The organism is Halorubrum wangae (genome assembly GCF_051194135.1).
GTDB lineage: Archaea > Halobacteriota > Halobacteria > Halobacteriales > Haloferacaceae > Halorubrum.
Genome location: NZ_JBLZNH010000004.1, coordinates 183,215 through 208,796, shown reverse-complemented (window position 1 = coordinate 208,796; position 25,582 = coordinate 183,215). Strand labels below are relative to the sequence as shown.

Annotated in this window: 32 protein-coding genes and 3 tRNA genes; 24 read left to right on the top strand and 11 right to left on the bottom strand. The window is 67.2% G+C overall.

Annotation, left to right across the window (positions count from 1 at the left end):
* Positions 1–43: 43 nt before the first annotated feature.
* The 5 genes from ACNS84_RS13450 (at position 44) to ACNS84_RS13430 (ending at position 4,251) form a co-directional block, all read left to right on the top strand.
* The gene (locus tag ACNS84_RS13450; RefSeq protein ID WP_496923259.1) at positions 44–880 is read left to right on the top strand and encodes a COX15/CtaA family protein; all 837 of its coding nucleotides are present in this window, start codon (positions 44–46) and stop codon (positions 878–880) included.
* Between the two features lie 118 nt (positions 881–998).
* Positions 999–1,796: a basic amino acid ABC transporter substrate-binding protein gene (locus ACNS84_RS13445; protein ID WP_435075377.1), complete on the top strand. Its 798-nt coding sequence runs from the start codon at positions 999–1,001 to the stop codon at positions 1,794–1,796.
* A gap of 6 nt (positions 1,797–1,802) precedes the next feature.
* Positions 1,803–2,582: an amino acid ABC transporter permease gene (locus ACNS84_RS13440; RefSeq protein WP_435075376.1), complete on the top strand. Its 780-nt coding sequence runs from the start codon at positions 1,803–1,805 to the stop codon at positions 2,580–2,582.
* Complete coding sequence (locus ACNS84_RS13435) at positions 2,579–3,325, top strand: amino acid ABC transporter ATP-binding protein (protein WP_435075375.1); 747 nt, start codon at positions 2,579–2,581, stop codon at positions 3,323–3,325. Before ACNS84_RS13440 ends, ACNS84_RS13435 begins: the two co-directional genes overlap by 4 nt.
* The gene (locus tag ACNS84_RS13430) at positions 3,325–4,251 is read left to right on the top strand and encodes an amino acid ABC transporter permease (protein ID WP_435075374.1); all 927 of its coding nucleotides are present in this window, start codon (positions 3,325–3,327) and stop codon (positions 4,249–4,251) included. Before ACNS84_RS13435 ends, ACNS84_RS13430 begins: the two co-directional genes overlap by 1 nt.
* A 6-nt stretch (positions 4,252–4,257) precedes the next feature.
* On the opposite strand, the gene ACNS84_RS13425 is transcribed toward ACNS84_RS13430, so the two are convergent.
* Entirely contained in the window at positions 4,258–5,334 is a 1,077-nt protein-coding gene (locus ACNS84_RS13425) for a zinc-dependent alcohol dehydrogenase family protein (RefSeq protein WP_435075373.1), read from the bottom strand.
* Between the two features lie 266 nt (positions 5,335–5,600).
* On the opposite strand from ACNS84_RS13425, the gene ACNS84_RS13420 reads away from it, so the two are divergent.
* The gene (locus tag ACNS84_RS13420) at positions 5,601–6,689 is read left to right on the top strand and encodes a sensor histidine kinase (protein ID WP_435075372.1); all 1,089 of its coding nucleotides are present in this window, start codon (positions 5,601–5,603) and stop codon (positions 6,687–6,689) included.
* A 34-nt stretch (positions 6,690–6,723) separates the two neighbouring features.
* Here ACNS84_RS13420 and ACNS84_RS13415 read toward each other — a convergent pair whose 3' ends face one another.
* From ACNS84_RS13415 to ACNS84_RS13390, 6 genes are all read right to left on the bottom strand, one after another.
* Positions 6,724–8,214 (bottom strand): replication factor C large subunit, encoded by a 1,491-nt coding sequence (locus ACNS84_RS13415; RefSeq protein WP_435075371.1) that lies wholly within the window; start codon positions 8,212–8,214, stop codon positions 6,724–6,726.
* 118 nt (positions 8,215–8,332) lie between these two features.
* Positions 8,333–8,403: transfer RNA gene (locus ACNS84_RS13410), tRNA-Pro, on the bottom strand.
* Between the two features lie 145 nt (positions 8,404–8,548).
* A complete protein-coding gene (locus ACNS84_RS13405) occupies positions 8,549–9,523 on the bottom strand; it encodes an RNA-guided pseudouridylation complex pseudouridine synthase subunit Cbf5 (protein ID WP_435075370.1) in 975 nt (324 codons plus the stop codon).
* A 24-nt stretch (positions 9,524–9,547) separates the two neighbouring features.
* The gene (cmk, locus tag ACNS84_RS13400) at positions 9,548–10,126 is read right to left on the bottom strand and encodes a (d)CMP kinase (RefSeq protein WP_435075369.1); all 579 of its coding nucleotides are present in this window, start codon (positions 10,124–10,126) and stop codon (positions 9,548–9,550) included.
* Between the two features lie 95 nt (positions 10,127–10,221).
* Positions 10,222–10,533: a DUF7977 family protein gene (locus ACNS84_RS13395; protein WP_435075368.1), complete on the bottom strand. Its 312-nt coding sequence runs from the start codon at positions 10,531–10,533 to the stop codon at positions 10,222–10,224.
* On the bottom strand, positions 10,523–11,563 hold the full coding sequence (locus tag ACNS84_RS13390; protein ID WP_435075367.1) for a zinc-binding dehydrogenase: 1,041 nt from the start codon (positions 11,561–11,563) through the stop codon (positions 10,523–10,525). The genes ACNS84_RS13395 and ACNS84_RS13390 overlap by 11 nt, the downstream gene beginning before the upstream one ends.
* A gap of 214 nt (positions 11,564–11,777) precedes the next feature.
* Between ACNS84_RS13390 and ACNS84_RS13385 the strand changes: the two genes are divergently transcribed.
* The 13 genes from ACNS84_RS13385 (at position 11,778) to rpsB (ending at position 17,996) form a co-directional block, all read left to right on the top strand.
* A tRNA-Ser gene (locus ACNS84_RS13385) sits at positions 11,778–11,863 on the top strand.
* A 57-nt stretch (positions 11,864–11,920) separates the two neighbouring features.
* On the top strand, positions 11,921–12,442 hold the full coding sequence (locus tag ACNS84_RS13380) for a 30S ribosomal protein S13 (protein ID WP_435075366.1): 522 nt from the start codon (positions 11,921–11,923) through the stop codon (positions 12,440–12,442).
* Positions 12,439–12,966, top strand: a complete 528-nt coding sequence (locus tag ACNS84_RS13375) for a 30S ribosomal protein S4 (protein WP_435075365.1) — start codon at positions 12,439–12,441, stop codon at positions 12,964–12,966. The genes ACNS84_RS13380 and ACNS84_RS13375 overlap by 4 nt, the downstream gene beginning before the upstream one ends.
* Positions 12,967–12,972: 6 nt before the next feature.
* Positions 12,973–13,362 (top strand): 30S ribosomal protein S11, encoded by a 390-nt coding sequence (locus ACNS84_RS13370; protein WP_004046448.1) that lies wholly within the window; start codon positions 12,973–12,975, stop codon positions 13,360–13,362.
* Position 13,363: 1 nt separating this feature from the next.
* Positions 13,364–14,116: a DNA-directed RNA polymerase subunit D gene (locus ACNS84_RS13365; protein ID WP_435075364.1), complete on the top strand. Its 753-nt coding sequence runs from the start codon at positions 13,364–13,366 to the stop codon at positions 14,114–14,116.
* A 149-nt stretch (positions 14,117–14,265) separates the two neighbouring features.
* Positions 14,266–14,350: transfer RNA gene (locus tag ACNS84_RS13360), tRNA-Leu, on the top strand.
* Positions 14,351–14,389: 39 nt separating this feature from the next.
* Positions 14,390–14,743, top strand: a complete 354-nt coding sequence (locus ACNS84_RS13355) for a 50S ribosomal protein L18e (RefSeq protein ID WP_435075363.1) — start codon at positions 14,390–14,392, stop codon at positions 14,741–14,743.
* Entirely contained in the window at positions 14,740–15,189 is a 450-nt protein-coding gene (locus ACNS84_RS13350) for a 50S ribosomal protein L13 (protein WP_435075362.1), read from the top strand. Before ACNS84_RS13355 ends, ACNS84_RS13350 begins: the two co-directional genes overlap by 4 nt.
* Positions 15,183–15,581 carry a 30S ribosomal protein S9 gene (locus tag ACNS84_RS13345; protein ID WP_144923182.1) on the top strand — a complete coding sequence of 133 codons (399 nt, stop codon included), beginning with the start codon at positions 15,183–15,185 and terminating at the stop codon, positions 15,579–15,581. Before ACNS84_RS13350 ends, ACNS84_RS13345 begins: the two co-directional genes overlap by 7 nt.
* Positions 15,582–15,593: 12 nt before the next feature.
* Positions 15,594–15,788, top strand: a complete 195-nt coding sequence (locus ACNS84_RS13340) for a DNA-directed RNA polymerase subunit N (RefSeq protein WP_123112492.1) — start codon at positions 15,594–15,596, stop codon at positions 15,786–15,788.
* Between the two features lie 2 nt (positions 15,789–15,790).
* Positions 15,791–15,970, top strand: a complete 180-nt coding sequence (locus ACNS84_RS13335; RefSeq protein ID WP_435075361.1) for a DNA-directed RNA polymerase subunit K — start codon at positions 15,791–15,793, stop codon at positions 15,968–15,970.
* Positions 15,971–17,173, top strand: coding sequence for a phosphopyruvate hydratase (gene eno, locus ACNS84_RS13330; RefSeq protein WP_435075360.1), 1,203 nt, complete (start codon positions 15,971–15,973; stop codon positions 17,171–17,173). It abuts the gene before it with no gap.
* Positions 17,174–17,189: 16 nt separating this feature from the next.
* Positions 17,190–17,996: a 30S ribosomal protein S2 gene (gene rpsB / locus ACNS84_RS13325; RefSeq protein ID WP_435075359.1), complete on the top strand. Its 807-nt coding sequence runs from the start codon at positions 17,190–17,192 to the stop codon at positions 17,994–17,996.
* A 140-nt stretch (positions 17,997–18,136) separates the two neighbouring features.
* Here rpsB and ACNS84_RS13320 read toward each other — a convergent pair whose 3' ends face one another.
* Both ACNS84_RS13320 and ACNS84_RS13315 read right to left on the bottom strand, forming a co-directional pair.
* On the bottom strand, positions 18,137–18,517 hold the full coding sequence (locus tag ACNS84_RS13320; protein WP_435075602.1) for a DUF4870 domain-containing protein: 381 nt from the start codon (positions 18,515–18,517) through the stop codon (positions 18,137–18,139).
* Between the two features lie 125 nt (positions 18,518–18,642).
* Positions 18,643–19,194 carry a mechanosensitive ion channel domain-containing protein gene (locus ACNS84_RS13315; protein ID WP_435075358.1) on the bottom strand — a complete coding sequence of 184 codons (552 nt, stop codon included), beginning with the start codon at positions 19,192–19,194 and terminating at the stop codon, positions 18,643–18,645.
* A 91-nt stretch (positions 19,195–19,285) separates the two neighbouring features.
* Here ACNS84_RS13315 and mvk point away from each other — a divergent pair, with 91 nt between their 5' ends.
* The 5 genes from mvk to ACNS84_RS13290 all read left to right on the top strand — a co-directional run bounded on the left by mvk (position 19,286) and on the right by ACNS84_RS13290 (position 23,792).
* Positions 19,286–20,302, top strand: a complete 1,017-nt coding sequence (gene mvk / locus ACNS84_RS13310) for a mevalonate kinase (RefSeq protein WP_435075357.1) — start codon at positions 19,286–19,288, stop codon at positions 20,300–20,302.
* Positions 20,299–21,093 carry an isopentenyl phosphate kinase gene (locus ACNS84_RS13305; protein ID WP_435075356.1) on the top strand — a complete coding sequence of 265 codons (795 nt, stop codon included), beginning with the start codon at positions 20,299–20,301 and terminating at the stop codon, positions 21,091–21,093. Before mvk ends, ACNS84_RS13305 begins: the two co-directional genes overlap by 4 nt.
* 45 nt (positions 21,094–21,138) lie before the next feature.
* On the top strand, positions 21,139–22,182 hold the full coding sequence (locus ACNS84_RS13300; protein ID WP_435075355.1) for an Mrp/NBP35 family ATP-binding protein: 1,044 nt from the start codon (positions 21,139–21,141) through the stop codon (positions 22,180–22,182).
* On the top strand, positions 22,179–22,508 hold the full coding sequence (locus ACNS84_RS13295; RefSeq protein WP_435075353.1) for a DUF7976 family protein: 330 nt from the start codon (positions 22,179–22,181) through the stop codon (positions 22,506–22,508). The genes ACNS84_RS13300 and ACNS84_RS13295 overlap by 4 nt, the downstream gene beginning before the upstream one ends.
* A 183-nt stretch (positions 22,509–22,691) precedes the next feature.
* Entirely contained in the window at positions 22,692–23,792 is a 1,101-nt protein-coding gene (locus ACNS84_RS13290) for a CobW family GTP-binding protein (RefSeq protein WP_435075352.1), read from the top strand.
* Between the two features lies 1 nt (position 23,793).
* On the opposite strand, the gene ACNS84_RS13285 is transcribed toward ACNS84_RS13290, so the two are convergent.
* Complete coding sequence (locus tag ACNS84_RS13285; protein WP_004046465.1) at positions 23,794–23,946, bottom strand: hypothetical protein; 153 nt, start codon at positions 23,944–23,946, stop codon at positions 23,794–23,796.
* Positions 23,947–24,334: 388 nt separating this feature from the next.
* Positions 24,335–25,504: a glutathione-independent formaldehyde dehydrogenase gene (locus ACNS84_RS13280; protein ID WP_435075601.1), complete on the bottom strand. Its 1,170-nt coding sequence runs from the start codon at positions 25,502–25,504 to the stop codon at positions 24,335–24,337.
* Between the last annotated feature and the right edge of the window lie 78 nt (positions 25,505–25,582).

Sequence of the window (25,582 nt, the reverse complement as noted above, 5' to 3'; positions counted from 1 at the left end):
CGCGTGGTTGACGTTCAGGCGGTACGCGGCGGCGACGACGGGGATGACGCTGACGCTGTTCGCGCTCGGCGTCTACACCGCGGCGACCGGCTCGGGGCTGGCGTGCGAGGCCCAGTGGCCGCTGTGTTCAGATCAGCTCATCCCCGCGATGACGATCAACCCGGACTTCATCGAGTGGTTCCACCGCGCGTGGGCCATGGTCACCGGGTTCCTCATCATCGGCACCGCCGCCTGGACGTGGCTCGGGAGCTTCGACCGGCGGACGCGCCTGGCCGCGACGCTCGCGGTGCTCATCCTCCCCCTCCAGATCACTGTCGGCGCGATCACGGTCACCGTCGGCGGGCTCGTCCCCGGCGGCTACACCGTCTCGACGCACGCGGCGCACCTGACCGTCGCGCTGATGATATTCACGCTGCTCGGACTGGCGACCATCTGGGGCGGCGGACGCGGGTCGGCGGGCCTGCTCCGGACCGCGACGACGATCGCCGTGGTCGGCGTCGTCGCCAGCGCGGTCTTCTCGCGAGCGGTCCCCTTCGTCACGTACTCGCCGGGCGCGCAGGCGGGCTTCTACGTGACCGGCCTCGCGGGACACCTCGGACTCGTCGCGACGGTGGCGTTCGCCACGGAAGCGGTCAGGTCCGGCTACGCGGGCGTGAGTGAGTCCACGGCCGCCACAGTCCGACTTCTCGCGGCCGGCGCGATGGCCGCCCTCGTCGTGACGCTGTTGTTGGGTCGGGACCTCGTGTTGTACACCGCGGTCTGGGAGCAGGCCAACCTCGTGGCGTTGGTCGTCGCGGCGGCGCTCGCGGCCGGCGCGGCGTGGGTCGCTCGCGGAGCCGACGGCGGCGAGCCCGCGACCGAGCCGATCGGCGGCGACTGAGCGCTCCCGCTGCAGGCGGACGGCTGCGTCACGTCCGGCGAGACGAATCGTGCGACGGCGGGCGAATAGGCCCGTCTGCGGTGGAAAGGTTGAAATCAGTCCCCGTTCACCCAAGAGTATGTCACGCCGCACGCAGACCGATATGAGCCGTCGGACGTATCTGAAGCTCACTGGCGCGTCGAGCGCCGCCGGGCTGGCCGGAGTCGCCGGCTGTCTCGGCGACGACAGCACCACGATCACGCCCGGTACCGCGCCCGGCTTCCCGCCGTTCGAGATGCGTCAGGACGGAGAGCTGGTCGGCTTCGACATCGACCTCTTGGAGGCCGTCGTCGCCGAGACCGAGTACGAGCTCGGCGAGTGGGCGACCTTCGAGTTCGACTCGCTTATCCCGGCGCTCACGCAGAACGAGGAGATCGACGTGATCGCGGCCGCGATGACGATCACCCCTGACCGGCAGGAGACGATCGCCTTCTCGGACCCCTACTGGGAGTCTGACCAGGCGATCCTCGTCAGCGAGGGCGGCGATTTCCAGCCGTCGGCGTGGGAAGACTTCGACGGCGCCCGCGTGGGCGCGCAGTCGGGGACGACCGGCGCCGACCAGGTACAGTCGAACCTCGTCGATCCCGGGATCATCCCCGAGGACAACTACTCTTCGTACGACAGCTACGTGTTCGCCGTCGAGGACCTCGAAAACGGCAACGTCGACGCCGTCGTCATCGACAATCCGGTCGCCGAGACGTTCGCAGCCAGCCGCGACGTAACGATCGCGTTTATCGAGGAGACCGGTGAGGAGTTCGGCTTCGGCATCCGTCAGGGCGAGTCTGAGTTCCAGTCGGCGCTCAACGACGGCCTCGCCGCCGTCCGCGAGGGCGGGACCTACGGGGAGATAACGAGCACCTGGTTCGGCCAGGAGTAACGACCGATGCCCCCAGCGGCGATCACCGCGCTCGCCGCGGTCGACAGCGCCGCGCTCGCCACCGAATTGGCGTCCGCGGCGACGCTTCAGATCGGTCAGCCCGAGGACTGGGAGTTCGTCCTCCGCAACACCGACTACCTCAGCGTTGGCGTCCTGCTGACCGTCGCGCTCACGGTCGCGTCGATTCTGCTCGGATTCGTCATCGGGTTCCCGGCCGGCGCGGTCGAGGTGTACGGTGACGGACTGCTCAAGCGAGTCGTGAGTACCACCGGAATCGTGCTGCGCGGGACCCCGATCGTCGTCATCCTCATAGTGATGTACTTCGTCGTCGGCGTCCCGCAGATCAACCTCGGCGTCGTCAGCATTTCTTCGGCGATGACCGCAGGGATACTGGGGCTCGGCCTGCGAAGCGCCGCGTACCAGTCGCAAATCTTCCGAGCGACCCTCGCGAGCGTCGACGACGGGCAGCTGGAAGCGGGGCGGTCGATCGGACTCTCGCGGTTCGAGGCGGTCCGGTACGTCGTCGTTCCGCAGGCGTTGCGCCGGTCGATTCCCGGCTTCCAAAACGAGTTCACCATTGTGCTGAAAGACACAAGCATCGTCTTCGCGATCGGCCTCGCGGAGCTACTCACCCGGGGATACGATCTGTTCTCGGAGCAGACGACCGCGGTACTCGAAGTCATCCTGTTCATCAGTGCAATCTACTTCGTCCTCACGTTCACGACGAACCGCGCGCTCGACCGCCTCGGTGACCACTACGCAATCCCGGAGGGGGAGTCGGCATGAGTGACGAGGACTTCCTTACGGTGACCGACGTGTCGAAGTGGTACGGTGACGAGCAGGTGCTCCACGACGTCTCCTTCGAGATGGACCGTGGCGACGTCACCGTCCTGATCGGCCCGTCCGGCTCCGGGAAATCGACGATGCTGCGCTGCGTCAACCGGCTCGCGGAGGCACAGGAGGGGTCGATCCGGCTCGATGGGGAGGAGGTGCTCTCGCCCGACCTCGACGTCGACGACCTCCGCCGTGAGGTCGGCATGGTGTTCCAGGGATTCAACCTGTTTGCGCACCTGACCGCGGTCGGCAACGTCGCGCTCGGTCCTCGGCGGGTTCTCGGGCTCTCGGAGACGCAGGCTCGCGAGCGCGCCAAGGAGAAGTTAGAGCGCGTCGGCCTCGCAGACCAGCTCGACTCGTACCCCGCGGAGCTGTCGGGGGGCCAACAGCAGCGCGTCGGGATCGCCCGTGCGCTGGCGATGGAGCCGAAGCTGATGCTGTTCGACGAGCCGACGAGCGCGCTGGACCCGGAGCTCATCGGTGAGGTGCTCGAAGTGATGCACGGGCTCGTCGACGATGGGATGACCATGCTCGTCGTCACCCACGAGATGAGCTTCGCCCGGGCCGTCGCTGACGAGATCGTGTTCCTCGACGGGGGTCACGTCATCGAGCGCGGCCCGCCGGAGCAGCTGTTCGAGCGACCCGAAAAAGAGCGGACCGGCCGCTTCCTCGAACGGATCGCGAGTCACGACTAATGGCGAGCGCGACGAGACCCACCACGATCCGGGAACGCGTGGCCGAGTCGGACCAGTCGGTCGGTCGGCTCCTCCTCGTCGCCGCCGGCGTGCTGTTCTGGGGCTGGCTCGTCGTCAGCTGGCTGAATCGGTGGCTCGGCGGCGTCGTCGTTCCGGTCGGCGATCCGCTCGTGTCGCCGGGAACCGTCGAGGCGGCGGTCGCCGCGCTCCCCGGACTCGCCGCCTACGCGGCCGACGCCGGGTTCGTCGTCGAACTCTCGCCGGAGCTCGCGCGGGGAACGTGGCTCACCGTCGTCATCACCGCCATGAGCCTCGTCCTCGGCTTTTTCATCGCCGTGCCGCTGGCGGTTGCCCGGGTGTACGGCCGGGTCTCCTCGTGGCTCTCGCTCGTGTACACGGAGCTACTTCGGGGGACGCCGCTGTTGGCGCAGTTGTTCGTCCTCTACTACGGGCTCAATCTCGCAAGCTACGTCCCCGGAGCGGTCTCCGGCGTCTTCCCCCGGGACGTGGTGTGGGTCGCGATTCTCGGATTCACGCTCAACGGGGCCGCGTACCAGGCGGAGTACATCCGTGGCGCCTTAGAGAGCGTCGACGAGGGGCAGATCACCGCCGGCCGGTCCATCGGGCTTTCGAAGCTGGAGACGATTTACTACGTGGTGCTCCCGCAGGGGCTCCGGTACGCCATCCCGTCGTGGACCAACGAGTTCGTCTACCTGATCAAGTACTCGTCGCTGGCGGCCTTTATCACGGTCCCTGAGCTGTACTACCGGGCGGACCAGATCGCCTCCGAGACGTTCCGGTACACGCTCATCTTCGTCGTGACCGGCGTGACGTACCTCGCGCTGGTGCTCACCGCCTCGAAGCTGATGGAGCACGTCGAGGGCGCGGTCGCGATCCCCGGACTGGGCGCCGATCGTGAGGAGTGAGGCCCCTCACTCCTCGAACTCGGTGACGACTTCCACGCCGTGTACGTCGTACTCGCCCAGCGCGGCGAGCCGGTCGGATACCGAAGTGAGGCCGATCTCGTCGCTCACGAGGGCACCGGGATCGACGTCGGTCGCCTCGATCAGCGCGAACAGGTCGTCGTAGCTCGTCGGTGGCATTCCCCGCGAACCGAGGAACGAAACCTCCCAGCGAGTCATCCAGTCAGTCGGGAGCGACACCTCGCCGCGCTCGGCCTCGGTGGTCAACCCCACCTGCACGTGAGTGCCGCGGGCGCGCACCGACCGGACGGAGTTTCGGCAGGTCTCGGCGATCCCCAGCGCGTCGACCGAGACGTCTGCGCCGCCGCTAGTGAGGTCCCTGACGCGCTCCGGGACGGACTCGTCGTCGGGGACCTCGCTCGGATTCACGGCCCCATCGGCGCCGAGGTCCGTCGCGAGCGAAAGCGCGTCGTCGTCGACATCGATCGCGACGACTCTGGCGCCGAGGGCGTCGCCGAGTTGGATCGCGGAGAGTCCGACGCCGCCGCAGCCGTGGACTGCGAGGCTCTCGCCGCCGCTCAGTCCCGCTCGTTCGGCGAGCGCGTGGTACGCGGTCATGTACCGACAGCCGAGCGCGGCCGCGGCGGTCGCGTCGAGCCACGCCGGTCGCTCGACGAGGTTGTAGTCGGCGTTCGGGACGGCCACCTGCTCCGCGAAGGCACCCGGGGCGTCCGGTTCGAAGCCGAGCGCGCGCCCGTCCGCACAGACGTTGCCGGCGCCACGTCGACAGTACGGACAGGTTCCGTCGCCGAGTGAGAAGGGGACGACGACACGGTCGCCCGGTTCAAATCGGTCGACAGACCGGCCGACCGCGACCACCTCTCCGGCGGGTTCGTGACCGAGCACCTGTCCCTTCGGGACGCGGTCGTCGGCCCACTCGCCGTGGCCCATCCAGGCGTGCCAGTCGCTCCGGCAGACGCCGCAGGCCTCCACGCGTATCACGGCTCCATCGGATCCGGGTTCCGGGGGAGCCACGTCGCGGATCGCCAGCGGTTCACCGTACTCGTGAAGGATCGCCGCGCGCATGGCCAGAGGAAGGGAGCGGAACGAGGTAAAACCCCTCGCGATCCGTGGCGTTCCGGTCCCTATCGCCGCGTCAGACATGGGTCTCGTTTGTGATAGGACAGATCGCAGTTTCGATTCGACAGCGCCCGATATAGGGTAGAGACGCTCTTTTCGTCGTTTTTAGGGTTGATTTCACGTAGATACGAGTTGATACCCACCGTCAGACAACTGATAGTTAGGTAAGGTTTAATATCGTACACGATAGCGATTGGGTCGTGTTTGCATCGATGGAGCGTCGACCGGGCGTCGCGTATCGGCGGCCGGACGGCGATCCGAACCGATTCGTCGTTGAGGCCGCCGGCGAGGCGCGACTGGACGTCGACGCCCTGCCGCGAACCGGCTGGTTGGAGGTCACGGCCGAGGCGGACCGAGAGCGTCTCCGGGCGGCGTTCGACGGCGACGTTATCGACGTCACCTATCGGCTCGAGATCGGTGACGAGCCGACCTGGGTTCGGGAGTGCGGGCGCTGGGAAGCGGGCGGCGACGTCGTCGGCTACCTCCTCCCGGCGAGCGATCGGGTCGAACGCCGTCGTCGCGTGGAGCGACAGCGAGAGCGCCTGAACGAGTTCGCCAACGTCGTCTCACACGACCTGCGAAACCCGCTCTCGGTCGCCGTCGGCAACGTCAAACTGGCGAAGGAGTCGCAGGGTGAGTCGAACGACGAGCGACTCGACCGCGCCCACGAGGCGCTGGACTGGATGGACGACCTCATCTCTGACCTCCTGGCACTCGCCCGTGAGGGGCGGTCCGTCGAGGAGACCGCGTCGGTCGACCTCCGCCCAATCGTCGAGGCCGCGTGGCGAACCGCCGGGGCCGACGCCGCCGCCGAACTGGTGGTGGACGATCGGCTCCCGACGGTCGAGTGCGATCGGCGCCGGCTCCGCCAGGCCCTGGAGAACCTCTTTCGGAACGCTATCGAACACGGCGCCCCCGACGAGTCCTCATCGGGCGGTCGGCACGGCGGCTTCGAGGCGGACGAGACCGGGAGCGACGGCAAGCCGCCGGACGGCGCGCCGCTCCGAGTCTTCGTCGGGTCCCTGCCCGACGGCTTCTACGTCGCCGACGACGGGACGGGTATCGACCCAGCGGAGCGCGAGTCGGTGTTCGACCCCGGCCACACCACCGCGGACAACGGGACCGGGTTCGGACTCGCTATCGTCGAGCGCATCGCCCAAGCGCACGGCTGGTCGGTGTCGGTGACGGAGAGCCGGGCAGGCGGTGCGCAGTTTGAGTTCGAGGGCACCGACGACGGTGCTGACGTCGATTGCGAGGGACCGGAGTCCGGCAGCACCGAGACCGACTCGGCCGACCGTTGATGGAGTACCGCCGCAGTGGTGCGGTGTGCCGGTCTTAGATGAAATCGCTCAACCCGGACTGTCCGTCGTCTTCGGCGTCTTCGGCATCTTCGGCGTCTTCGCCGGTCCCGTCGTCGGTGTCGCCAGCGCTTTCGTGCGTACCGTTCTCGTCGGTAGCCGGCGCTTCGGCAGCGCCGTCGTCCGGAGCGTCAATCGCCCGGGAACCGCCGGCGAACGCGCCTTCGGCGTGGTCCTCCATGCGCTCGTCTCGAAGCGCCTGCGCGTCCTCGACGACCGACTCGACCTTGTTGGTTGACTCGCCGGAGCCGGTGACGAAGGCGACGCCGGCCTCGTCGAGGTCGTAGGCGGCCGCCATCGCGACCGTCAGCTCTCGGGGCTTGCAGTGGTGCGTGACGGTTTTGAGGAACGGCAACACCTCGCGGCGAGCGGTGGCGATGCTACAGCCGCTGGCGGCGGCGATCCGTCCGACGACCTCGTCGGCGGTCGCGTCCGAGGAGCCCCAGAACTGCGGGCGACTGTACCGCGTCCACCCGCCCTTCCCTCCGTCGCGGGCGGCGGCGACCCCGGCGGCCGCGTTGTCGGTCGCGTAGCGCCAGTAGGTGTAGTTCTGCGTGGCGCGAACGCGGCCGAGCCACACGTCGGCGTTCGCGAGGAAGTCGTACGCCCGAAGCGCCTCGTTCGGGTCGTACACGTCGAGGACGTTGTTCTCGATCCACTTCGTGAGATCGTCGGGCGTCTCGTCGACGGCGTACGCGGACTGAAGCGCCTCCTGTGCCGACTCTTCTTTCAACACCGCGTCGAGGAACGGGAAGAGCCCGAGCGCCTTGTCGCGGTCGCCGGTGACCACGTCCTCGACCGTGATCGAGTCCCGGCCTTCCGTGGCGGCCTGCAGGTCGTTGATCGCGCCGCGGAGGTCTCCTCGATTGCGTTCGGCGATCTGCTGGAGGGCGTCGGACTCGAACTCGATTCCCTCCTTCCGACAGACGTCGCGGAGGACGGGGACGATGGAGCGGGCGGAGACGTCGCGGAACTCGATCTCCTGTGTCGCGTTGCGGAGTCCCCGGGACATGTCGTAGAACTCGTTGGCGATGAGGACGATGGGCTGGCCCGACTCCTTGACCAGTTTCGTGATCGCCGAGGCGCCGCCACGGTCGTAGTTGCCGTGGATGTTGTCGGCCTCGTCCAAGATGACGAGTTGGCGGGAGGCCGTGTCGCCGCCGGCCGCCCCGCCGCCGTTCGCGCTCCCGCCGAGCGTGGCGTTGCGGGCGGCCCGGCCCGCGAAGCGCTCGATGACGTCGGCCGTGCGCTGGTCCGAGGCGTTCAGCTCGACCGTCTCCCAGCCCATGTCGTTCGCGAGCGCGTGAGCCGCGCTCGTCTTCCCCACGCCCGGGCTCCCGTGGAGGACGACGGCCTCGTGGTGGTCGTCCCACGAGCGCGCCCACTCCGCGAACGCGTCGCGGGCCTTGTCGTTTCCGCGGACCTCCGAGAGGGTGCTCGGGCGGTACTTTTCCGTCCAGTCAGCCATTACCCGCGGTAGGGTGGTGCGGCGTTTAGTGGTTCCGGAGCGGGAGGCGCCGTCGCCCTCGATCACCGGTCGATCTTATAAACGAGTGCGTCGGCATCGAACGAAGTGAAAATCGAAGTGGGACCGCTGAGAGTCGAACTCAGGTCATACGGACCCCATCCGCATAGGATACCACTACCCCACGGTCCCTGTCTGCACGCGAAAAAATGAGAGTGCGGTAATTAAGGACTTCGCTTCACACCTCGTCCTCGCGCGGAACCGCGAGGCGCCGTCGACGCCCCAGCGAGACCCTCATTCGGGCCGTCACTGACGACGGCGACCCGCGACGACGCGATTATAAAAGGACGCGTTCCAGCGAGACGACGACGCCGGAGTCGGCGTCCGGGTCGCCGACGAGCCGACCGAGACACACCGCGACGCCGTCGGGCGTGTGGCACGCAATGAGCGGTCGGTCGTCGCCCCTCGCGGACGCGTCGATCGATCGGGCCTCCGGGTCCGCGTCGATGACGCCGGGCGCGTACACCGGCGCGCCGGTGGCGACGTTGCGCGCGGCCGAGGGAGCGACCGTGACCGAGGGGAGATGTACCAGCGCGTCCTCCGCGGGCCGAACGACCTCGCGGAGCAGCGACTCGTCGCCGTCGAGCGCCCACGTGAGTCCGTCCACGAGGTCCTGTAACGTGTGGAGGTCGCCGTCGTCGAACGGGTCGGTCGCGGTGCGCCGGAGGTGTCCCATGTGGGCGCCCACGCCCGTCGCGAGGCCGATATCGTGACACAGCTTTCGGATGTACGTCCCCGATTCACACCGAATCCGGAGGAGGGCCTGGCGGTCGGTCACTTCCAGCACGTCGAGGGCGTGGATCGTGCGGGTCCTGAGCCGGCGGGTCACGGCGCTTTTCCGCGGCGGCTTCTGGTATATCTCCGCCTCGAACTCGCCGACGACCTCGCGGAAGTCGCCCGGGGGCGACCCGTGGAGTTCGAGGACCGCGACGTACTCCTTGCCACCCTCTAGGAAGACCTGCGCCGCCCGGGTCGCGTCGCCGGTGAGCGTCGGGAGACAGCCGGTGACCTTCGGATCGAGGGTGCCGGCGTGGGCGACGCCATCGATCGGTTCGCCCTCCGGGTCGAACTCGTCGAGCGCGTCGTTGATCGCGTCGCGAACCCACGCGGAGAGCTGGTGGGAGGAGGGGCCGGCGGGCTTGTCGACGTTGACGACGCCGAAGCGGAGCAGTTCGGGGACCGACCGCTCGCCGGGCGGGGCACGGAGCGGGTCGTCCGCGGGTTCGGGAACGTCGTCGGCTGTGTCGGTCATGTGGGACACCGTGTGGTCTGTATCTCAGAAGTCGTAGCGCACGCCTTCGACCGGCGCCTTCCCCTCGTCGGTCGTGGGGTCGTACGCCTCGACGGTCGCGACGAGCACGTCGAGGAAACGGTCCGGGCTCCAGCGAGCCGTGTTGTACGCCGCGTCGTAGATGGAGAGGTCGTCGATGTCGATGTCGTACAGCTCGTCGTACCGCTTCCCCTCGGAGTCCTCGCGGCGCTTGGTCTCGGCTCGCGCGCGGTCGACGGGTTTCTCCTCTCGCTCGGCGATCCGCTCGGCACGGACCGAGAGCGGGGCGTCGAACCAGAAGCGGAAGTCGGCCTGCTCGGCCGCGAGCCACCCCGCGAGTCGCGACTCCAGGACGAGGCCGTCGCGGGTCGTGGCGATCTCGCGGAGGCGACGGTCGAGCTTACGATCGAACTGGGGGTCCTCCTCGGCGAACTCGTTGAACTCGACCGGCGTCATGTCGCGTTCGGCAGCCATCTCGCGGAAGATGTCGCCCCCGGAGACGTGATCCATGCCGAGCCGATCGGCGAGCCCCGCGGCGTTCGTGCTCTTCCCGCTTCCCGGCGGGCCGGAGACGGTAATCAACATATCGCTACTGCGCGGGTGTCGTTCAAAACGGTTGTCGTTCGGCGCTCCAGTCGGCGACCGGCGGCGAACGGTCCGGGGCTGAGCCGCCGCCCTCGCTACCGGTCCCGCGTGGCCGCGGTCATCGACCAGACGGCGACGAGACCGAGGAGGACTGCGGGGACGAGCGGGAGCGCGAGGTACGTGGCGAAGAAGGGGAGCCCGAACCAGCCCGCGGCGTAGGGGTTGAGGTAGATGATCCCGGGGATGACGAGGACGCAGGTGAACAGCACTGCCGTCAGCGCCCACCCTCTCCGACCGAAGCCGTCGGTGGTCGACTCCTCGGTGACCGAACGCTCGCCGTCGTCTCCCCCCGGGACGTGGACGTAGCCACCGTCGGTAGTCCCGTCGGCGTCGGTCTCAGAACTCACTATCGGGTTTAACCACTACCTTGCCAAAGCCCTCACGGTTCTCAATCATCTCGTGGGCGCGCGCGGCCTCGCTCATCGGGAGCGTCTCGCGGACGCGCGGTTCGAACGTGCCGTCCCAGACCAGTTCGAGGACGTCGTCGACCTCGCCGGGCGTCGCCATCGTCGACCCGATGACGGACAGTTGGTTCCAGAAGATACGGTTGAGTCCCGCGTCGGGATTGGGGCCGGTAGTCGCCCCGCAGGTGACGAGTCGTCCGCCCTTCACCATCGACTTCAGCGAGTTCGGGTACGTCGCCGCGCCGACGTGGTCGACCACGACGTCGACGCCGCGCTTCCCGGTGAGTTCGGCGACCTCCTCGGCGAAGTCGTTCGTCTCGTAGTCGATGACGTGGTCTGCGCCGCAGGACTCGGCGTGCGAGAGCTTCTCCTCAGTGGAGGCGGTCGCGAACACCTCACAGCCGGCGTGGTCGGCGATCTGGACGGCCGCGTGACCGACGCCTCCGGAGGCGCCGAGCACGAGGACCTTCTCGCCCGCCTCGATGTCGGCGCGGGTCTGGAGCATTCGCCACGCGGTCTGGAAGACAAGCGAGGCGGAGCCGGCGACTTCCCAGTCGACGCCCGCGGGGACCGTGACGAGATTTTCTGCCGAGACGGCCGCCTTCTCTGCGTGGACCCCGCGCACGTGTTCGCCGATGATGTGGAACGACTGACACAGCGTCTCCTCGCCGTGGCGACAGAACTCGCACTCGCCGCAGGAGACGCCGGCGCTCACGGCGACACGGTCGCCGGGCGCGAATCGCGTCACGCCCTCGCCCACGCTCTCGACGATGCCGGCCGCGTCACTACCGGGGATGTGAGGCATCTCCAGGTCGATTCCGGGCATCCCGCGACGCGTCCAGATGTCGAGATGGTTCAGCGCGCCCGCCTTGACATCGATGACGACTTCACCGCGACTCGGTTCGGGATCAGGGAACTCGTCGTATTCGATGACGTCGCGATCGCCGTGAGAATCGAACTGGACTGCTTTCATGAGTCGGACCTCCCGCGGCACCAACTAAACAGTACGGAAAACGGAACCTCTATGAAAGTCCGGTTTTCTCCACGTTACCCGCTGACACCCGTGCGAACGGACCACACTCGCCCGAGCCTTCCGTGATGTTTAAGTAGCGAAAGCGGAACCGTACTGATGCACGAACTGCAGGGGCGTCGGGTCCCGAGTCCACGAGGGCGATGATACAACGCGGGTTGCGGTAGCCAAGCCTGGCCCAAGGCGCAGGGTTGCTAACTCTGTGGCGTCACTGCCTCCGGGGTTCGAATCCCCGCCGCAACGCTCGAACGGACCGAGTACCGCCGGATTCGCGCCGGTAGGACTCACCACAACCAACACATGAGCACGGAAGAATCACAGGACGACTCGCCGGAGGAGGAGGAAGACCTCCAATACTTCGTCCGGATCGGGGGCGCTGACCTCGACGGGACGAAGACGGTCGAGCGAAGCCTGTCCGAACTCGACGGCATCGGCACGCGCACGGCGCGGCTGGTCGCCGAGAAGGCCGACGTGGACCGCAATTCTACGTTCGGTCTCCTCGACGAGGATGACATCGACGCGGTGGTTGACATCGCCGAGAACCTCGAAGACCACGTCCCGTCGTGGATGACGAACAGACAGAACGACTTCTACTCCGGAGAGACGACGCACCTCGTCGGCACCGACGTCAACGAGAAGCGCCGCCACGACATCAACCGGATGAAGGTCATCGAATCGTACAAAGGCGTTCGCCACAAGCGCGGCCAGAAGGTACGCGGCCAGCGCACGAAGTCCACGGGACGGTCCGAGGGCACCATCGGCGTCAATGTCGAGGAGATCCGCGAGGAGATGGCGGAAGAAGCGGAGGCTGACGACGAATGAGTACCGGTAAGAACACGAAGGGCTACGAGACGCCGAACCATCCGTACCAGGGCGAGCGCATCGCCGAGGAGTCCGACCTCCTCTCGCGGTACGGCCTGAAAAACAAAGAGGAATTCTGGCGCGCCCAGTCCGAGCTGCGTAGCATGCGACGCGAGGCGCGTCGCCTGCTCGGCGAGGCCCAGGGTGACGTCGACGCCGCCCAGGAGGCCGGCGCGGAGTTCGTCGCGCGACTTCGCCGCATCGGCATCCTCGGCGACAACGACGACATCTCCGCGGTCCTCTCGCTGGACGTGACCGACCTGCTCGAGCGCCGTCTTCAGACGGTCGCCTACCGGCAGGGATTCGCGTCCTCGACCCAACAGGCCCGCCAGTTCATCGTTCACGGCCACATCACCGTCAACGGCGCACGCGTCACGCGCCCCTCGGTGAAGGTCGACGTGGACGACGAAGGCGCCATCGCCTTCGACGAGACGAGCCCGCTCGCGGACGATCTCCACCCCGAGCGCGCGGAGTCACAGGAGTAACCAACCATGAGTGAATCCGAGGACGGAAAGTGGGGCATCGCCCACGTGTACGCGTCGTTCAACAACACGCTCATCACGGTCACCGACGAGACGGGCGCCGAGACGATCGCCAAGTCGTCCGGCGGCACCGTGGTGAAGCAGAACCGCGACGAGGCGTCGCCGTACGCCGCCATGCAGATGGCGGAGGTCGTCGCCGAGCGCGTCAAGGATGCCGGTCTGGAGGGCGTGCACGTTCGCGTGCGCGGCCCCGGCGGCAACCTCAACAAGTCCACCGGCCCCGGTGCACAGGCGACGATCCGCGCGCTCTCGCGTGCGGGCGTCGAGATTGGCCGGATCGAGGACGTCACGCCCATCCCGCACGACGGGACGAAGGCGCCCAAGAACAAGCGAGTCTGACATGACGGAAGACGAATTCGACGTCCAGTACGTCGAACGGGACGAACGCAGCGCGCGGGTGCTGATCCGTGGGCTCACGCCGGCGTTCGCGAACGGCATCCGCCGTGCGATGATCGCCGACGTCCCGACGTTCTCGATCGACACCGTCCGGTTCGTCGAGAACTCCTCCGTCATGTTCGACGAGATGATCGGCCTTCGGCTGGGGCTCGTTCCCCTGACGACGCCGCTCGACGACTTCGAGGTCGGCGACGAGGTTACCCTCGCGCTCGACGTCGAAGGACCGGCGACGGCGTACTCCGGCGACATCGAGAGCTCCGACCCGATCGTCGAAGTCGCTGACGACAACGTGCCGATCATCGAGCTGAAAGAGGGACAGCGGCTGGAGTTCGAGGCGGACGCGGTGCTGAACACCGGCAAGGAGCACGCCAAACATCAGGGCGGCGTCTCCGTCGGGTACCGTCACCTCCAGCGCGTCTCGGTCGAGGGAGACCTCGGCGAGTTCGACGACGACGAACCGCGGATCCTCCGCGGTGTCATCGAGACGCCCGACGGTTCGATAGAGCTCACAGACGAGTTCGACAACGACCTCTCGGAACGGTTCCCCGGGAAGGAGGTCAGCGTCGAGGATGTCCCCGGCGCGTTCGTCTTCCACATCGAGACGGACGGGTCGTTCAGCGTCGAGGAACTGCTGCTCCGCGCGATCGAGTCCATCGAGGAGCGCGCGGACGAACTACAGACGAAAGTCGCGGTCTAACGTAATGACGGACCTTCAAATCACGCGACCGGCGCTCGCCCCTGCACGGAGCCGCGGCGCCGGACCCCGATCCGACGCCGCGTCGGGTCGCCCCGCCGACGGCGGGACCGAAAGTGGTTTGAAGGGAGCCGGATTACCCAGGAGTGCACGCAGGGATAGCCAAGTCAGGCCAACGGCGCAGCGTTCAGGGCGCTGTCCTGTAGAGGTCCGCAGGTTCAAATCCTGCTCCCTGCACTCCGTTTTTACTAACTCTCCAACACAGGAGGGACAGCTATGAGTAGCAAGACGAATCCGAAACTACAGAATCTCATCGCCGATCTGAAGTCGGTCTCGCGTGATTCCGGTGCCAACGTATGGCTGGATATCGCCGACCGACTGGAGAAGCCACGGCGCACGCACGCTGAGGTCAACCTGGGCCGCATCGAACGGTACGCTCAGGAAGACGAGACGGTCGTCGTCCCCGGCAAGGTGCTGGGCAGCGGTGTGCTCGAAAAGAACGTCACCGTCGCCGCCGTCGACTTCTCGGGAACCGCCCGCACGAAGATCGACCAGGCCGGCGAAGCGGTGACGCTTGAACAGTACGTTGAACAGAACCCCGAAGGGAGCAACGTCCGGGTGATTCGATGAGTCTCGCGAAGATTGACGCGGACGTCGTCGTCGACGCCCGCGACTGCATCCTCGGTCGCGTCTCGTCGAAGGTCGCCCAGCGCGTCCTCGACGGCGAAACGATCGCCGTCGTCAACGCCGAGCACGCGGTCATCACCGGTAACGAGGAGGCGACGATGGACACGTACCACACCCGCGCGGAGCTCGGCTCCGACAGCGGGCCGTACTACCCCAAGCGCCCCGACCGGATCTTCAAGCGTGCCATCCGCGGCATGCTGCCGTACAAGACTGAGGACGGCCGCGAGGCATTCTCGAACGTCCGCGTCTACGTGGGCAACCCCTACGAGCGCGACGAGGACGCCGAAAGCGTCGTCCTCGACGGCACCTCGCTCGACCGCCTCTCGAACATCAAGTTCACGACGCTCGGGGAGATCTCCGAGTCACTGGGAGCCAACGTCACATGGTAACTAACACCTCAGGCAAGAAGAAGACGGCCGTCGCCCGCGCAACCGTGCGCGACGGCGAGGGTCGCGTTCGCATCAACTCCCAGCCAGTCGAGCTGGTCGAACCGGAGCAGGCACGACTCAAGATGCTGGAGCCGTTCCGCATCGCGGGCGAGGAGCTCCGCGACGGCGTCGATATCGACATCAACGTCGAGGGTGGCGGCTTCAGTGGTCAGGCCGACGCGACGCGGACCGCCATCGCGCGCGGTCTCGTCCAGCACCTCAGCGACGCCGAGCTGCGCGACGCGTACATGAACTTCGACCGCACGCTGCTGGTCAACGACGTGCGCCAGTCCGAACCCAAGAAGTGGGGCGGACCTGGCGCGCGCGCTCGTTACCAGAAATCCTACCGCTGAGGTGATTCAGTCATGATGATCCCCGTCCGGTGTTTCACGTGCGGCAACGTCATCGGTGAACACTGGGAGGAGTTCAAGGAGCGCGCCCGCGAGGGCGACGAGGACCCGGGCGAAGTGCTCGACGACCTCGGGGTCGACCGGCACTGCTGCCGCCGGATGATGGTCAGCCATCGCGACCTCGTCGACGTCGTCTCACCGTACCAGTAACAATGTCAGAACAGCGATACAATCGATACGAGAAGGCACGCATTCTCGGCGCACGAGCGCTGCAGGTGTCCTACGGGGCGCCCGTGCTGATCGAGACGGACGAAACGGAGCCCATCCTCGTCGCCGCCGAAGAGTACGACGCGGGCGTGCTTCCGTTCACGGTCCGGAGGGAGTCCAACTGAATGACGCGAATCACCAGCGTCTCGCTGCGTCGCGTGCTCGACTCCCGCGGGAATCCGACGGTCGAGGCCGACGTGTTGACCGAGTCCGGCGGGTTCGGCCGCGGGGCGGCGCCCAGCGGGGCGTCGACCGGGGAGTACGAGGCGATCGAACTGCCCGCCAGCGAGTCCATCGCGAAGGCCCGCGAACACGCCGTTCCACGGCTTGAAGGGCTGTACGCCGGCGACCAGCGCGCCGTCGACAACACCCTTCGGGCGGCCGACGGGACGGACGACTTCTCCGCGATCGGCGCCAACAGCGCCGTCGCCATCTCGATGGCGGCCTCGAAGGCCGCCGCCGACGTGCTCGGTGCCCCGCTGTACCAGCACCTCGGGGGCGCGTTCCGCGGTGAGAACTTCCCGATCCCGCTCGGCAACGTCGTCGGCGGCGGGGAGCACGCCAAGGAAGCGACCCACATCCAGGAGTTCCTCGCGGCGCCGGTCGGCGCGCCGAGCGTCTCGGAGGCCGTCTTCGCGAACGCCGCAGTTCACGCGGCGGTCGCGGACGTGCTCGACGAGCGCGGCGTGCCGGCCGCGAAGGGCGACGAGGGCGCGTGGGCGCCCCCGATCTCCGACGCGGAAGCGTTCGAGGTCGTCGAGGAGGCGGTCGAATTGGTCGAAGACGAGGTGGGTTTCGAGATCCGCTTCGGGCTCGACATGGCCGCCGCCGAACTGTACGACGACGACGAGGAAGCGTACGTGTACGGCGACGAGACCAAGTCGACCGACGAGCAGATCGAGTACGTCGCCGGCCTCGTCGACGAGTACGACCTCGCGTACGTCGAGGACCCGCTCGACGAGAACGACTACGAGGCGTTCGCGGAGCTGACCGACCGGGTCGGCGACCGGACGCTCATCTGCGGCGACGACCTGTTCGTCACCAACGTCGAGCGTCTCCGCGAGGGGATCGACGTCGGCGCGGCCAACAGCATCCTGATCAAGCCGAACCAGATCGGGACGCTGTCGGACGCGTTCGACGCGGTCGAACTCGCCGCCCGCAACGGGTACGAGACGGTTATCTCGCACCGGTCGGGGGAGACAGAGGACACCACCATCGCACACCTCGCCGTGGCGACCGATGCCGGGTTCATCAAGACCGGCACGGTCGGCGGCGAGCGCACTGCCAAGCTGAACGAACTGATCCGCATCGCGGACGACGCGGTATGACGGACCCACACCACGCATGAGCGAAGACAACGACGCGGTCGAACTCGACGACGACGCGGAGACCGAGGCGGTCGACGCGGCGGTCGAGGAGGAGGCCGACACGACCGAGGAACCGACCGCCGACGCGGCTGCCGAGGAGGCACCCGCCGACGCCGAACCCGACGAGGCGACCGCCGAGGGCGACGACGCCGAGGACGAGGAGGAGGCCTCCCCGTTCGACGACGACGTCATGCCCGACGACGACGTCGACCTGCTGATTCCGGTCGAGGACTACCTCTCCGCCGGGGTCCACATCGGGACCCAGCAGAAGACGAAGGACATGGAGCGGTTCATCCACCGCGTTCGCGACGACGGCCTGTACGTGCTCGACGTGAGCACGACGGACCAGCGGATCCGCACCGCGGCGGACTTCCTCTCCAACTACAACCCCGAGCAGATTCTCGTCACGTCCTCGCGGCAGTACGGCCGGTTCCCGGCCGAGAAGTTCGCGGACGCCATCGGCGCCCGCGCCCGCACGGGTCGCTTCATCCCCGGCACGCTGACGAATCCCGACTACGCCGGCTACATCGAGCCGGACGTCGTCGTGGTGACCGACCCCATCGGCGACGCGCAGGCCGTCAAGGAGGCCATCACCGTGGGCATCCCGGTCATCGCGATGTGCGACTCCAACAACCAGCTGTCGAACGTTGACCTCGTCATCCCGACGAACAACAAGGGTCGACGCGCGCTGTCGGTCGTCTACTGGCTCCTCGCCAACGAGACGCTCGACCGCCGCGGCACCGACACCGTCTTCGCCCTCGACGACTTCGAGGACGAACTGTAACGGCCCTCGACGTCGAGTTCGACTTTTCGCGACTCATACCCAGAGAATCCGGTTCAGAGCGGTGCGCATACCACGCGCGTATTAAGAGTTCGCGAGCGGCGGTACCGAGTCGCCGGATGCGTCCGCTACGCGCCGTCCGATCAGATGATGTCGGGCGTGTACGGGTACTTGTACACCTCTCCGTCGTTGGCTTTCACGGTCGCAATCAGGACCAACACGAGGTCTATCACGCCGATTATGGGAAGCAGGAGGAAGCCGACGAGCACGACGGTCAACAGGCCGGATATCACGAGCGCTACGAACACGACTATCTGGAAGTTGAGCGCGTTCTTGGCGTTCTGTTTGACGAGTTCGTCGTCGTCATCGGCGAGTATCAGAAAGAGGATTGGTCCTAAAAAGGACGCGAAGAGCGAGGAGGCGTGCGCTAACGCCGCGAGCGTCCTGTCGCCCTCGACTGTCGTCTCCGTGGGGTCCGCGTCTTCCCCCGTCGTCCTCGCGGGATCTGCGTCTTCCCCCGTCATCTCCGCGGGATCCACCTCTTCCACCGTCGATTCCTCATCGGTGTCGATACTGTCAGACATGTTTGTCAGCTTTCATTCTGCCGTAATAAATGTTTGGTGAACGAGGGATCCCAGATCCCGAGTCCTCACGCCGCCTCGTTGTCGGGTTTATCGTACGTCCACCGCCCTTCGATCTCGCGATTAGCGAGCACGATGCGGTCGCCGGCGTCCGTGTCGATCCGCGTCTTCCGGAGTTCGATGGCGGCGACCGTTCCGGTCACGCCCTTCGCTTCGACGCGATAGCCCGGGTTGAAGTCCGGGTCGCGGAGGAGATACACGCCGGCCACCGTGTCCTCGATCATCTCGGAGAGCGCGTACGAGACGCCCAACGCGATGAAGCCGACGGCGGTGCCGAGACTCGCCGCGATATCTCCCATCCCGACGATCTTCAGGAACGTCAGCGCGACGCCGAACCACAGGAAAATCGCCACGAGCGTGACGATGAGGTCCCCGACGAGCTCCCGGTCCCCGACGTACATCCGCCGAATCGAGCCCCGAACCAGCGCGAGAACGATCCGGACCGTCACGTACGCCAGCGCGATGAAGACGATCCCTGAGAGCAGTCGCGGGATGGCGACCGAAACGCTCTGAACGAAGTTCGTGATCGACCCCTCGAGCAGCGACGACAGCTGAGTCATGACACACGCGACGAGGGCCGACATGGAAAAGCTGGGGATCGACCAGCCGATAAGCGCAACGCCTGTAAGCCCGCGGAGAGAGGAGGGTCGTATGACTGTCTGTGAAGCGCCGGGGAAGGTGTATCTCTTCGGCGAACACGCCGTCGTGTACGGCGAGCCGGCGGTGCCGGCCGCGATCGAGCGGCGCGCAACCGTGACCGCCGAACCGCGGGCCGACGACCACGTCCGCGTCGCGGCCGAAGACCTCTCACTCGACGGATTCACCGTGGAGTACTCCGGCGGGACTGGCGACCGGCCCGACGTCGACGTGCCGACACCGCTGGTCGAGGCCGCGATGGGGTACGTCGACGCCGCGGTGCGGCAGGCGCGGGCGGCGGCCGACGCGCCGAACGCCGGATTCGACATCACCGTCGAGAGCGACATTCCGCTTGGCGCGGGGCTCGGCTCGTCGGCGGCCGTCGTCGTCGCGGGAATCGACGCGGCGACGCGGGCGCTCGGAGAGCCGCTCGACCGACGCGAACTTGCCGACCGCGCGTACCGCGCCGAGTTCGAGGTACAGGACGGGCAGGCCTCCCGAGCCGACACGTTCTGCTCGACGATGGGCGGCGCGGTCCGCGTCGAGGGCGACGACTGCGAGCCGATCGAGGCGCCGAACCTCCCGTTCGTCGTCGGCTTCGACGGCGGCGCCGGCGACACCGGCGAACTAGTGGCCGGCGTCGGCGAACTCCGCGAGGAGTACGGATTCGCGGCGGACACGGTCAAGTCGATTGGCGACGTCGTCCGGACCGGTGAGGCCCTGCTGGAAGATGCCGCCCCCGAAGCGGAGCCGTCACCTGAGCTGCTCGACGAGCTCGGCGAACTGATGGATTTCAACCACGGATTGCTCGCCGCGCTGGGCGTCTCGGCGCGGTCGCTCGACGCGATGGTGTGGGCCGCTCGGGATGCGGGCGCTCACGGCGCGAAGCTCACGGGCGCCGGCGGCGGCGGCTGCATCGTCGCGCTCGACGCGAGCGATGCGACCGAGACCGCGCTCTCGTTCACCCAGTGCTGCGAGGACGCCTTCCGCGCCGAGCTGGCGACCGAGGGCGTCCGGGTGGTGGAGTCGTGACCGCCGACCGCGGGGCGGACGGAGAAGACGACCCCGCTCCTCCGGTCGTGCTCAAACTCGGCGGGAGCCTGATCACTGAGAAATCACGGCCCGAAACGCTCGACGAGGACGCTCTCGACGCCGCCTGCGACGCGATAGCGGCGGCCCTCGCCGAGGGGACGGTCGATCGACTCGTCGTCGTCCACGGCGGCGGGAGCTTCGGCCACCACCACGCGAGCGAGCACGGCGTGTCGACGAGCGCGGGGACTCACGACCCGGCGGCCGTGATGGACGTTCACACGGCGATGACGGCGCTGAACCGGGCTGTCCTCGACCGGCTCCACGACCGGGACGTGCCCGCGGTTCCGGTTCATCCGCTGTCGCTCTCGGCTCGTCCGGACGGGGCCGAGGGTGACCTCGACCTGCCGCTCTCCTCGACGGCGACGATGCTCGAAGAGGGGTTCGTCCCGGTGCTCCACGGCGACGGCGTCGCGACCGCGGACGCGGGCGTCACCGTCGTCTCCGGCGACGAGTTGGTCGTCGAACTCGCTGCCGGGCTCGGCGCGCGACGGGTCGGCGTCTGCTCGACCGTGTCGGGCGTCCTCGACGTCGACGGCGACGTGATCCCCGCCATCGACTCGTTCGACGCGGTCGCTGAGGCGCTCGGCGCGAGCGACGCGACCGACGTCTCCGGCGGGATGGCGGCGAAGGTGCGGGAGCTCTTGGCGCTCGACGCGCCGGCGTACGTGTTCGGCGCCGCGGGGCTCGAATCGTTCCTACGGGGGGAGGCCGCGGGCACGCGAATCGACTGACCGGCTGACCGAACCCTTATTCGCCCCACCGCCCTCCCTCCGGATATGAACGAAGCGGACGTGCGAGAGCGGCTCGCGAACGTGCAGGACCCCGACCTCGGGGGCGATATCGTCTCGCTCGGGCTGGTGAACGACGTCGAGGTCGACGAGGGCGCGGGCGAGGTCCGCGTGTCGCTCGCGCTCGGCGCCCCGTTCTCGCCACACGAGTCCGCAATCGCCGAGGACGTCCGGGACGCGCTCGCCGACACCGGCCTCGACGTGTCGCTCTCGGCGTCGATCCCGGACGGGTTAGACGCGGACGAGCAGGTCCTCCCGGGCGTCAAAAACGTGATCGCGGTCGCCTCCGGGAAGGGCGGCGTCGGGAAGTCGACGATGGCCGTGAACATCGCCGCTGGGCTCTCGGAACTCGGCGCGCGCGTCGGGCTCTTCGACGCCGACGTGTACGGCCCGAACGTCCCACGAATGGTGTCGGCAGAAGAGCGCCCGAAGACCGACGGCGAGACCATCGTCCCGCCCGAACGTTTCGGCGTGAAGCTGATGAGCATGGACTTCCTCACCGGCGAGGACGACCCTGTCATCTGGCGCGGACCGATGGTCCACAAGATCATCACCCAACTCGTCGAGGACGTGGAGTGGGGCGAGCTGGACTACCTCGTGATGGACCTCCCGCCGGGGACGGGCGACACCCAACTCACAATCCTCCAGACGCTCCCATTGACGGGTGCCGTGATCGTCACCACCCCCCAGCAAGTCGCGCTCGACGACGCGGTGAAGGGGCTCCGGATGTTCGGCAAACACGACACGAACGTGCTCGGTATCGCCGAGAACATGGCCGGGTTCCGATGCCCCGACTGCGGTGGCTTCCACGAGATATTCGGCTCCGGTGGCGGGAAGGCGCTGGCGCAGGAGCACGAACTTCCGTTCCTGGGCGGCGTGCCCCTCGATCCCGCGGTCCGGAGCGGCGGCGACGACGGCGAGCCGGTGGTGCTCGACGAGGGCGAGACTGCCGACGCGTTCCGCGTGATCGTCGAGAACGTCGCGAACAACGCCGGCGTGGTGCGCCGCCGTAGCGTGAGCGAGGAGCGATGAGCGAGGACCGCGATAGCGACGGCGGTGACTGTGGCGACGACGGCCCCGCGGACCCCCTCGCCGCCGCCGGCGTCGACCCCGCCGTTCCGGAATCAGCCGCGGACGCGGCCGGAGAGGCGTTCGCCGCGGACGACGAGGTCCGAGCGTTCCTCCGCGACGTTGCGGCCGACGTCCGCGGTGACAGCTCCGAGAGCAAACAGCTCTCGGCGATCCTCTACCGCGTGTCGGACCTGTACGACCCCGACGAGCAGACCTCGCCCGAGGAGATCTACTTGAACGTCCGGCATATCATGCAGATCAAAGCGCAGGGCGGCATCGAGCGCTGACTCGCGGTCGGCTCACGTCGCCTCGTCGAGTACCGTCTCGTCGCCGCGCCGGAATGACCACGGTCGAAACGAGGGCTCAGCGGCGCAGAGGAGAGTGCGGTCCGGCCGTCGGGGAACATTTTGTGGCTGAAGACCCACCCGATCGATCGTTTCATACTGGTGGCACGTCTCACGGTAACACGTATGAGTGACGACGACCGGATTCCCGTCACCGTCCTCAGCGGGTACCTCGGCGCCGGGAAGACGACGATGGTGAACCACCTGCTTGCGAACCCGGGTGACCGGCGGATCGCCGTCATCCTGAACGATATGGGAGAGGTGAACGTCGACGCCGAACTCGTCGCGCGCGAGAACGAAGAGGAGGGAATCGTCGACCTCTCGAACGGCTGTATCTGCTGTCGGCTGCAAGACGACCTGCTGAGCGAGGCGGCCGCGCTCGCGGAGTCGCGCGACTTCGATTACCTTCTCGTGGAGTCGTCGGGCATCTCCGAGCCGATCCCGATCGCGCGGGCGTTCACGGAGGGAACCGAGGACTCCGAGGTCGACCCGACTGACCGCTTCCGGCTCGACACGATGGTGACGGTGCTGGACACCTACGGCTTCTGGAAAGAGTTCGACGCCGGCGAGTCGCTCCCGGGAGACGGGGAGCCGGCGGAAGACCGCCCGCTCGCGGACGTGCTCGTCGAAGGGATCGAGTTCTGTGACGTGCTCGTGATGAACAAGACGGATATGGTGCCCGACGACGTGCTCGACGAGATAGAGTCGGTCGCCGAGCGCCTCGGTCCGCGGGCGAAGCGAATCCGCACCAGTTACTCCGAGGTCGCCCCAGACGCCGTGCTCGACACTGGCCTGTTCGACTTCGAGGAGGCCTCGCGGTCGCCGGGGTGGAAACGAGCGATAGTCGAGAGCGAGGGCGACGAACACGGCCACGACCACGCCGAGGGAGCCGCCGCGGCTCACGGCGTCGACTCGTTCGTCTACCGCTCCGCGGACGCCCTCGATCCGGGGCCGTTCGCCGACTGGCTCGACGACTGGGACGGCGACATCATCCGGGCCAAGGGCGTCGCGAACGTCGCCGGCACGGACGAGGTCATCGGCGTCAGTCAGGCCGGACCCGCGGTGCAGGCCGGACCGATCGGCGAGTGGGGGCCGGACGACGACCGGCGCACACGACTCGTGTTCATCGGCAGCGAGATGGACGAGACGCGGATTCGACGGGAGCTCGACGAGCTGGCAGTGGCCGATCCGAGTGAGGCCTCGGCGGCCGACGTCTTCCCGCTCTGACTCAGATGCCGAGCTCCGCCTGGAGGTCGTCCCAGTCCTCGTGGAACCCGTGGGTGGACTCGGTCTCGGCGCCGACCGCCGACTGATACACGTCGTCGTACTTCAACAGCTCGCCCCACCCGTCGTGGAACGCCCAGTTACAGTACTTGCACATACGGGGCGAAACGCGCGGAACCGACATACCGGTTTCGGCGGGCCAGTCGGGTTCGGAAGCTCGAACGCGCCCGAGCGGCAGGATATGGGAGCGCCGATAGAGTGAACAGTGTTCGTGACGTATGGTATCCATCGACGTGGACGGCCGCGGCGGTATTACACAATGGTAGTATACAGGCGGGGGGGACACGTGCGAAGCGACGACGAAGGGGTCGAGCGACTCTGCGAACACTGCGGTTGGCACTGCGTTGCAGACGGGTATCCGGAACTTATCACGCAGTATCAGTCACATCTTCGGGTCGAACACCCGAAGGCGTGGCTCCGAACCTAAGCATCGACGCGGGTGAAAAAAGCCGGAGCCGGGGACAGCGAGGCGGAGCCTCGGCGGATCAGGGCTCGAGCAGGACTTTCGTCACGCCCTCCTCGCGGGCGTCGAACGCTTCGTACATCTCCGGCGCCTCGTCGAGGCTGACGCGGTGAGAGACGACCCAACTCGGGTCGGCCCGTCCCTCGATGATCATGTCGCGGAGGTAGCGGTTGTACGACTTCACGTTACACTGCCCGGTGCCGCACTTCAGTCCCTTCTCGAAGAACTTCCCGAAGTCGATACCGAGCCGCCCCTGCGCGGCCATCTCGTCCGGGGCACCCGGGTCCTCCGGCACGTAGAGGCCGGGGATGCCGAGCTGGCCCGTCGGCCGGACGACGCGAATGAGGTTGTTGATCACGACCGCCGGGTTCTCCTTGGCGGGGTCGTACGAGTAGTCCTCCGTCTCCGTGTCGACGTCTTTGGGGTCGGTCGCCTGATACCCGACCGCGTCGACGCCCTTATCGACCATCCCGCCGTGTGTCTCGATGATCTGATCGACCGGATCGCCCTCGGAGAAGTCGATGGCGGTGGCGTCGCAGTTCTCCTCGGCCAACTCCAGTCGGCTCGGAACCTGGTCGACGACGTATATCTCGGCCGCGCCCTTGATCTTCGCACTGTACGCGGCCATCAGGCCGACCGGGCCGGCCCCGAAGATGGCCACCGACTCGCCCGGCTGGAGGTCAGCCAGCTCCGTGCCGTGCCAGCCGGTCGGGAAGATGTCCGCGAGCAGTGAGAACGAGTCTTCGTGTTCGCGCCCTTCGGGCAGTTTCAGCGCGTTGTGGTCCGCGTACGGAACGCGGAGTTTCTCCGCCTGTCCGCCCGGATACGGACCCATGGCGACGTAGCCGTACGCTCCGCCCGCGAAGCCGGGGTTGACGTTGGTACAGAAGCCGGTGTACCCCTCCTCGCAGTTCTGACAGAATCCACAGGAGACGTTGAACGGCATCACCACGCGGTCGCCCTCCTCGAGCGTCGACACCGCCTCGCCGACCTCACTCACGACGCCCATGTTCTCGTGACCGAACACGATTCCTTCCTCCGCGGCCGTCCGACCCTCGTACATGTGGAGGTCGGACCCGCAGATACACGACGTCGTGATGTCGACGACGATGTCGTTCGGGTGTTCGAGTTGTGGGTCATCTACCTCTTCTACGGCTACCTCGTACGGCCCTTGGTAAACTACTGCTTTCATAGTGTGGTCCATTTGAACTGTCCGCCGCGTTTATCCTAAATGTTTTTCAATTATATATACCGTTAATAAATCGTGGTA

Coding starts and splice junctions, on each gene's coding strand:
- ACNS84_RS13380 (WP_435075366.1), top strand. CDS start 11,921: ATGAGCACGGAAGAATCACAGGACGACTCGCCGGAGGAGGAGGAAGAC.
- mvk (WP_435075357.1), top strand. CDS start 19,286: ATGACTGTCTGTGAAGCGCCGGGGAAGGTGTATCTCTTCGGCGAACAC.
- ACNS84_RS13450 (WP_496923259.1), top strand. CDS start 44: ATGACGCTGACGCTGTTCGCGCTCGGCGTCTACACCGCGGCGACCGGC.
- ACNS84_RS13335 (WP_435075361.1), top strand. CDS start 15,791: ATGTCAGAACAGCGATACAATCGATACGAGAAGGCACGCATTCTCGGC.
- ACNS84_RS13295 (WP_435075353.1), top strand. CDS start 22,179: ATGAGCGAGGACCGCGATAGCGACGGCGGTGACTGTGGCGACGACGGC.
- eno (WP_435075360.1), top strand. CDS start 15,971: ATGACGCGAATCACCAGCGTCTCGCTGCGTCGCGTGCTCGACTCCCGC.
- ACNS84_RS13280 (WP_435075601.1), bottom strand. CDS start 25,504: ATGAAAGCAGTAGTTTACCAAGGGCCGTACGAGGTAGCCGTAGAAGAG.
- ACNS84_RS13405 (WP_435075370.1), bottom strand. CDS start 9,523: ATGACCGACACAGCCGACGACGTTCCCGAACCCGCGGACGACCCGCTC.
- ACNS84_RS13370 (WP_004046448.1), top strand. CDS start 12,973: ATGAGTGAATCCGAGGACGGAAAGTGGGGCATCGCCCACGTGTACGCG.
- ACNS84_RS13435 (WP_435075375.1), top strand. CDS start 2,579: ATGAGTGACGAGGACTTCCTTACGGTGACCGACGTGTCGAAGTGGTAC.
- ACNS84_RS13300 (WP_435075355.1), top strand. CDS start 21,139: ATGAACGAAGCGGACGTGCGAGAGCGGCTCGCGAACGTGCAGGACCCC.
- ACNS84_RS13365 (WP_435075364.1), top strand. CDS start 13,364: ATGACGGAAGACGAATTCGACGTCCAGTACGTCGAACGGGACGAACGC.
- ACNS84_RS13415 (WP_435075371.1), bottom strand. CDS start 8,214: ATGGCTGACTGGACGGAAAAGTACCGCCCGAGCACCCTCTCGGAGGTC.
- ACNS84_RS13390 (WP_435075367.1), bottom strand. CDS start 11,563: ATGAAAGCAGTCCAGTTCGATTCTCACGGCGATCGCGACGTCATCGAA.
- ACNS84_RS13345 (WP_144923182.1), top strand. CDS start 15,183: ATGGTAACTAACACCTCAGGCAAGAAGAAGACGGCCGTCGCCCGCGCA.
- ACNS84_RS13285 (WP_004046465.1), bottom strand. CDS start 23,946: ATGTGCAAGTACTGTAACTGGGCGTTCCACGACGGGTGGGGCGAGCTG.
- ACNS84_RS13350 (WP_435075362.1), top strand. CDS start 14,740: ATGAGTCTCGCGAAGATTGACGCGGACGTCGTCGTCGACGCCCGCGAC.
- cmk (WP_435075369.1), bottom strand. CDS start 10,126: ATGTTGATTACCGTCTCCGGCCCGCCGGGAAGCGGGAAGAGCACGAAC.
- ACNS84_RS13425 (WP_435075373.1), bottom strand. CDS start 5,334: ATGCGCGCGGCGATCCTTCACGAGTACGGTGAACCGCTGGCGATCCGC.
- ACNS84_RS13445 (WP_435075377.1), top strand. CDS start 999: ATGTCACGCCGCACGCAGACCGATATGAGCCGTCGGACGTATCTGAAG.
- ACNS84_RS13315 (WP_435075358.1), bottom strand. CDS start 19,194: ATGACTCAGCTGTCGTCGCTGCTCGAGGGGTCGATCACGAACTTCGTT.
- ACNS84_RS13440 (WP_435075376.1), top strand. CDS start 1,803: ATGCCCCCAGCGGCGATCACCGCGCTCGCCGCGGTCGACAGCGCCGCG.
- ACNS84_RS13320 (WP_435075602.1), bottom strand. CDS start 18,517: ATGACGGGGGAAGACGCAGATCCCGCGAGGACGACGGGGGAAGACGCG.
- ACNS84_RS13355 (WP_435075363.1), top strand. CDS start 14,390: ATGAGTAGCAAGACGAATCCGAAACTACAGAATCTCATCGCCGATCTG.
- ACNS84_RS13375 (WP_435075365.1), top strand. CDS start 12,439: ATGAGTACCGGTAAGAACACGAAGGGCTACGAGACGCCGAACCATCCG.
- rpsB (WP_435075359.1), top strand. CDS start 17,190: ATGAGCGAAGACAACGACGCGGTCGAACTCGACGACGACGCGGAGACC.
- ACNS84_RS13290 (WP_435075352.1), top strand. CDS start 22,692: ATGAGTGACGACGACCGGATTCCCGTCACCGTCCTCAGCGGGTACCTC.
- ACNS84_RS13420 (WP_435075372.1), top strand. CDS start 5,601: ATGGAGCGTCGACCGGGCGTCGCGTATCGGCGGCCGGACGGCGATCCG.
- ACNS84_RS13430 (WP_435075374.1), top strand. CDS start 3,325: ATGGCGAGCGCGACGAGACCCACCACGATCCGGGAACGCGTGGCCGAG.
- ACNS84_RS13340 (WP_123112492.1), top strand. CDS start 15,594: ATGATGATCCCCGTCCGGTGTTTCACGTGCGGCAACGTCATCGGTGAA.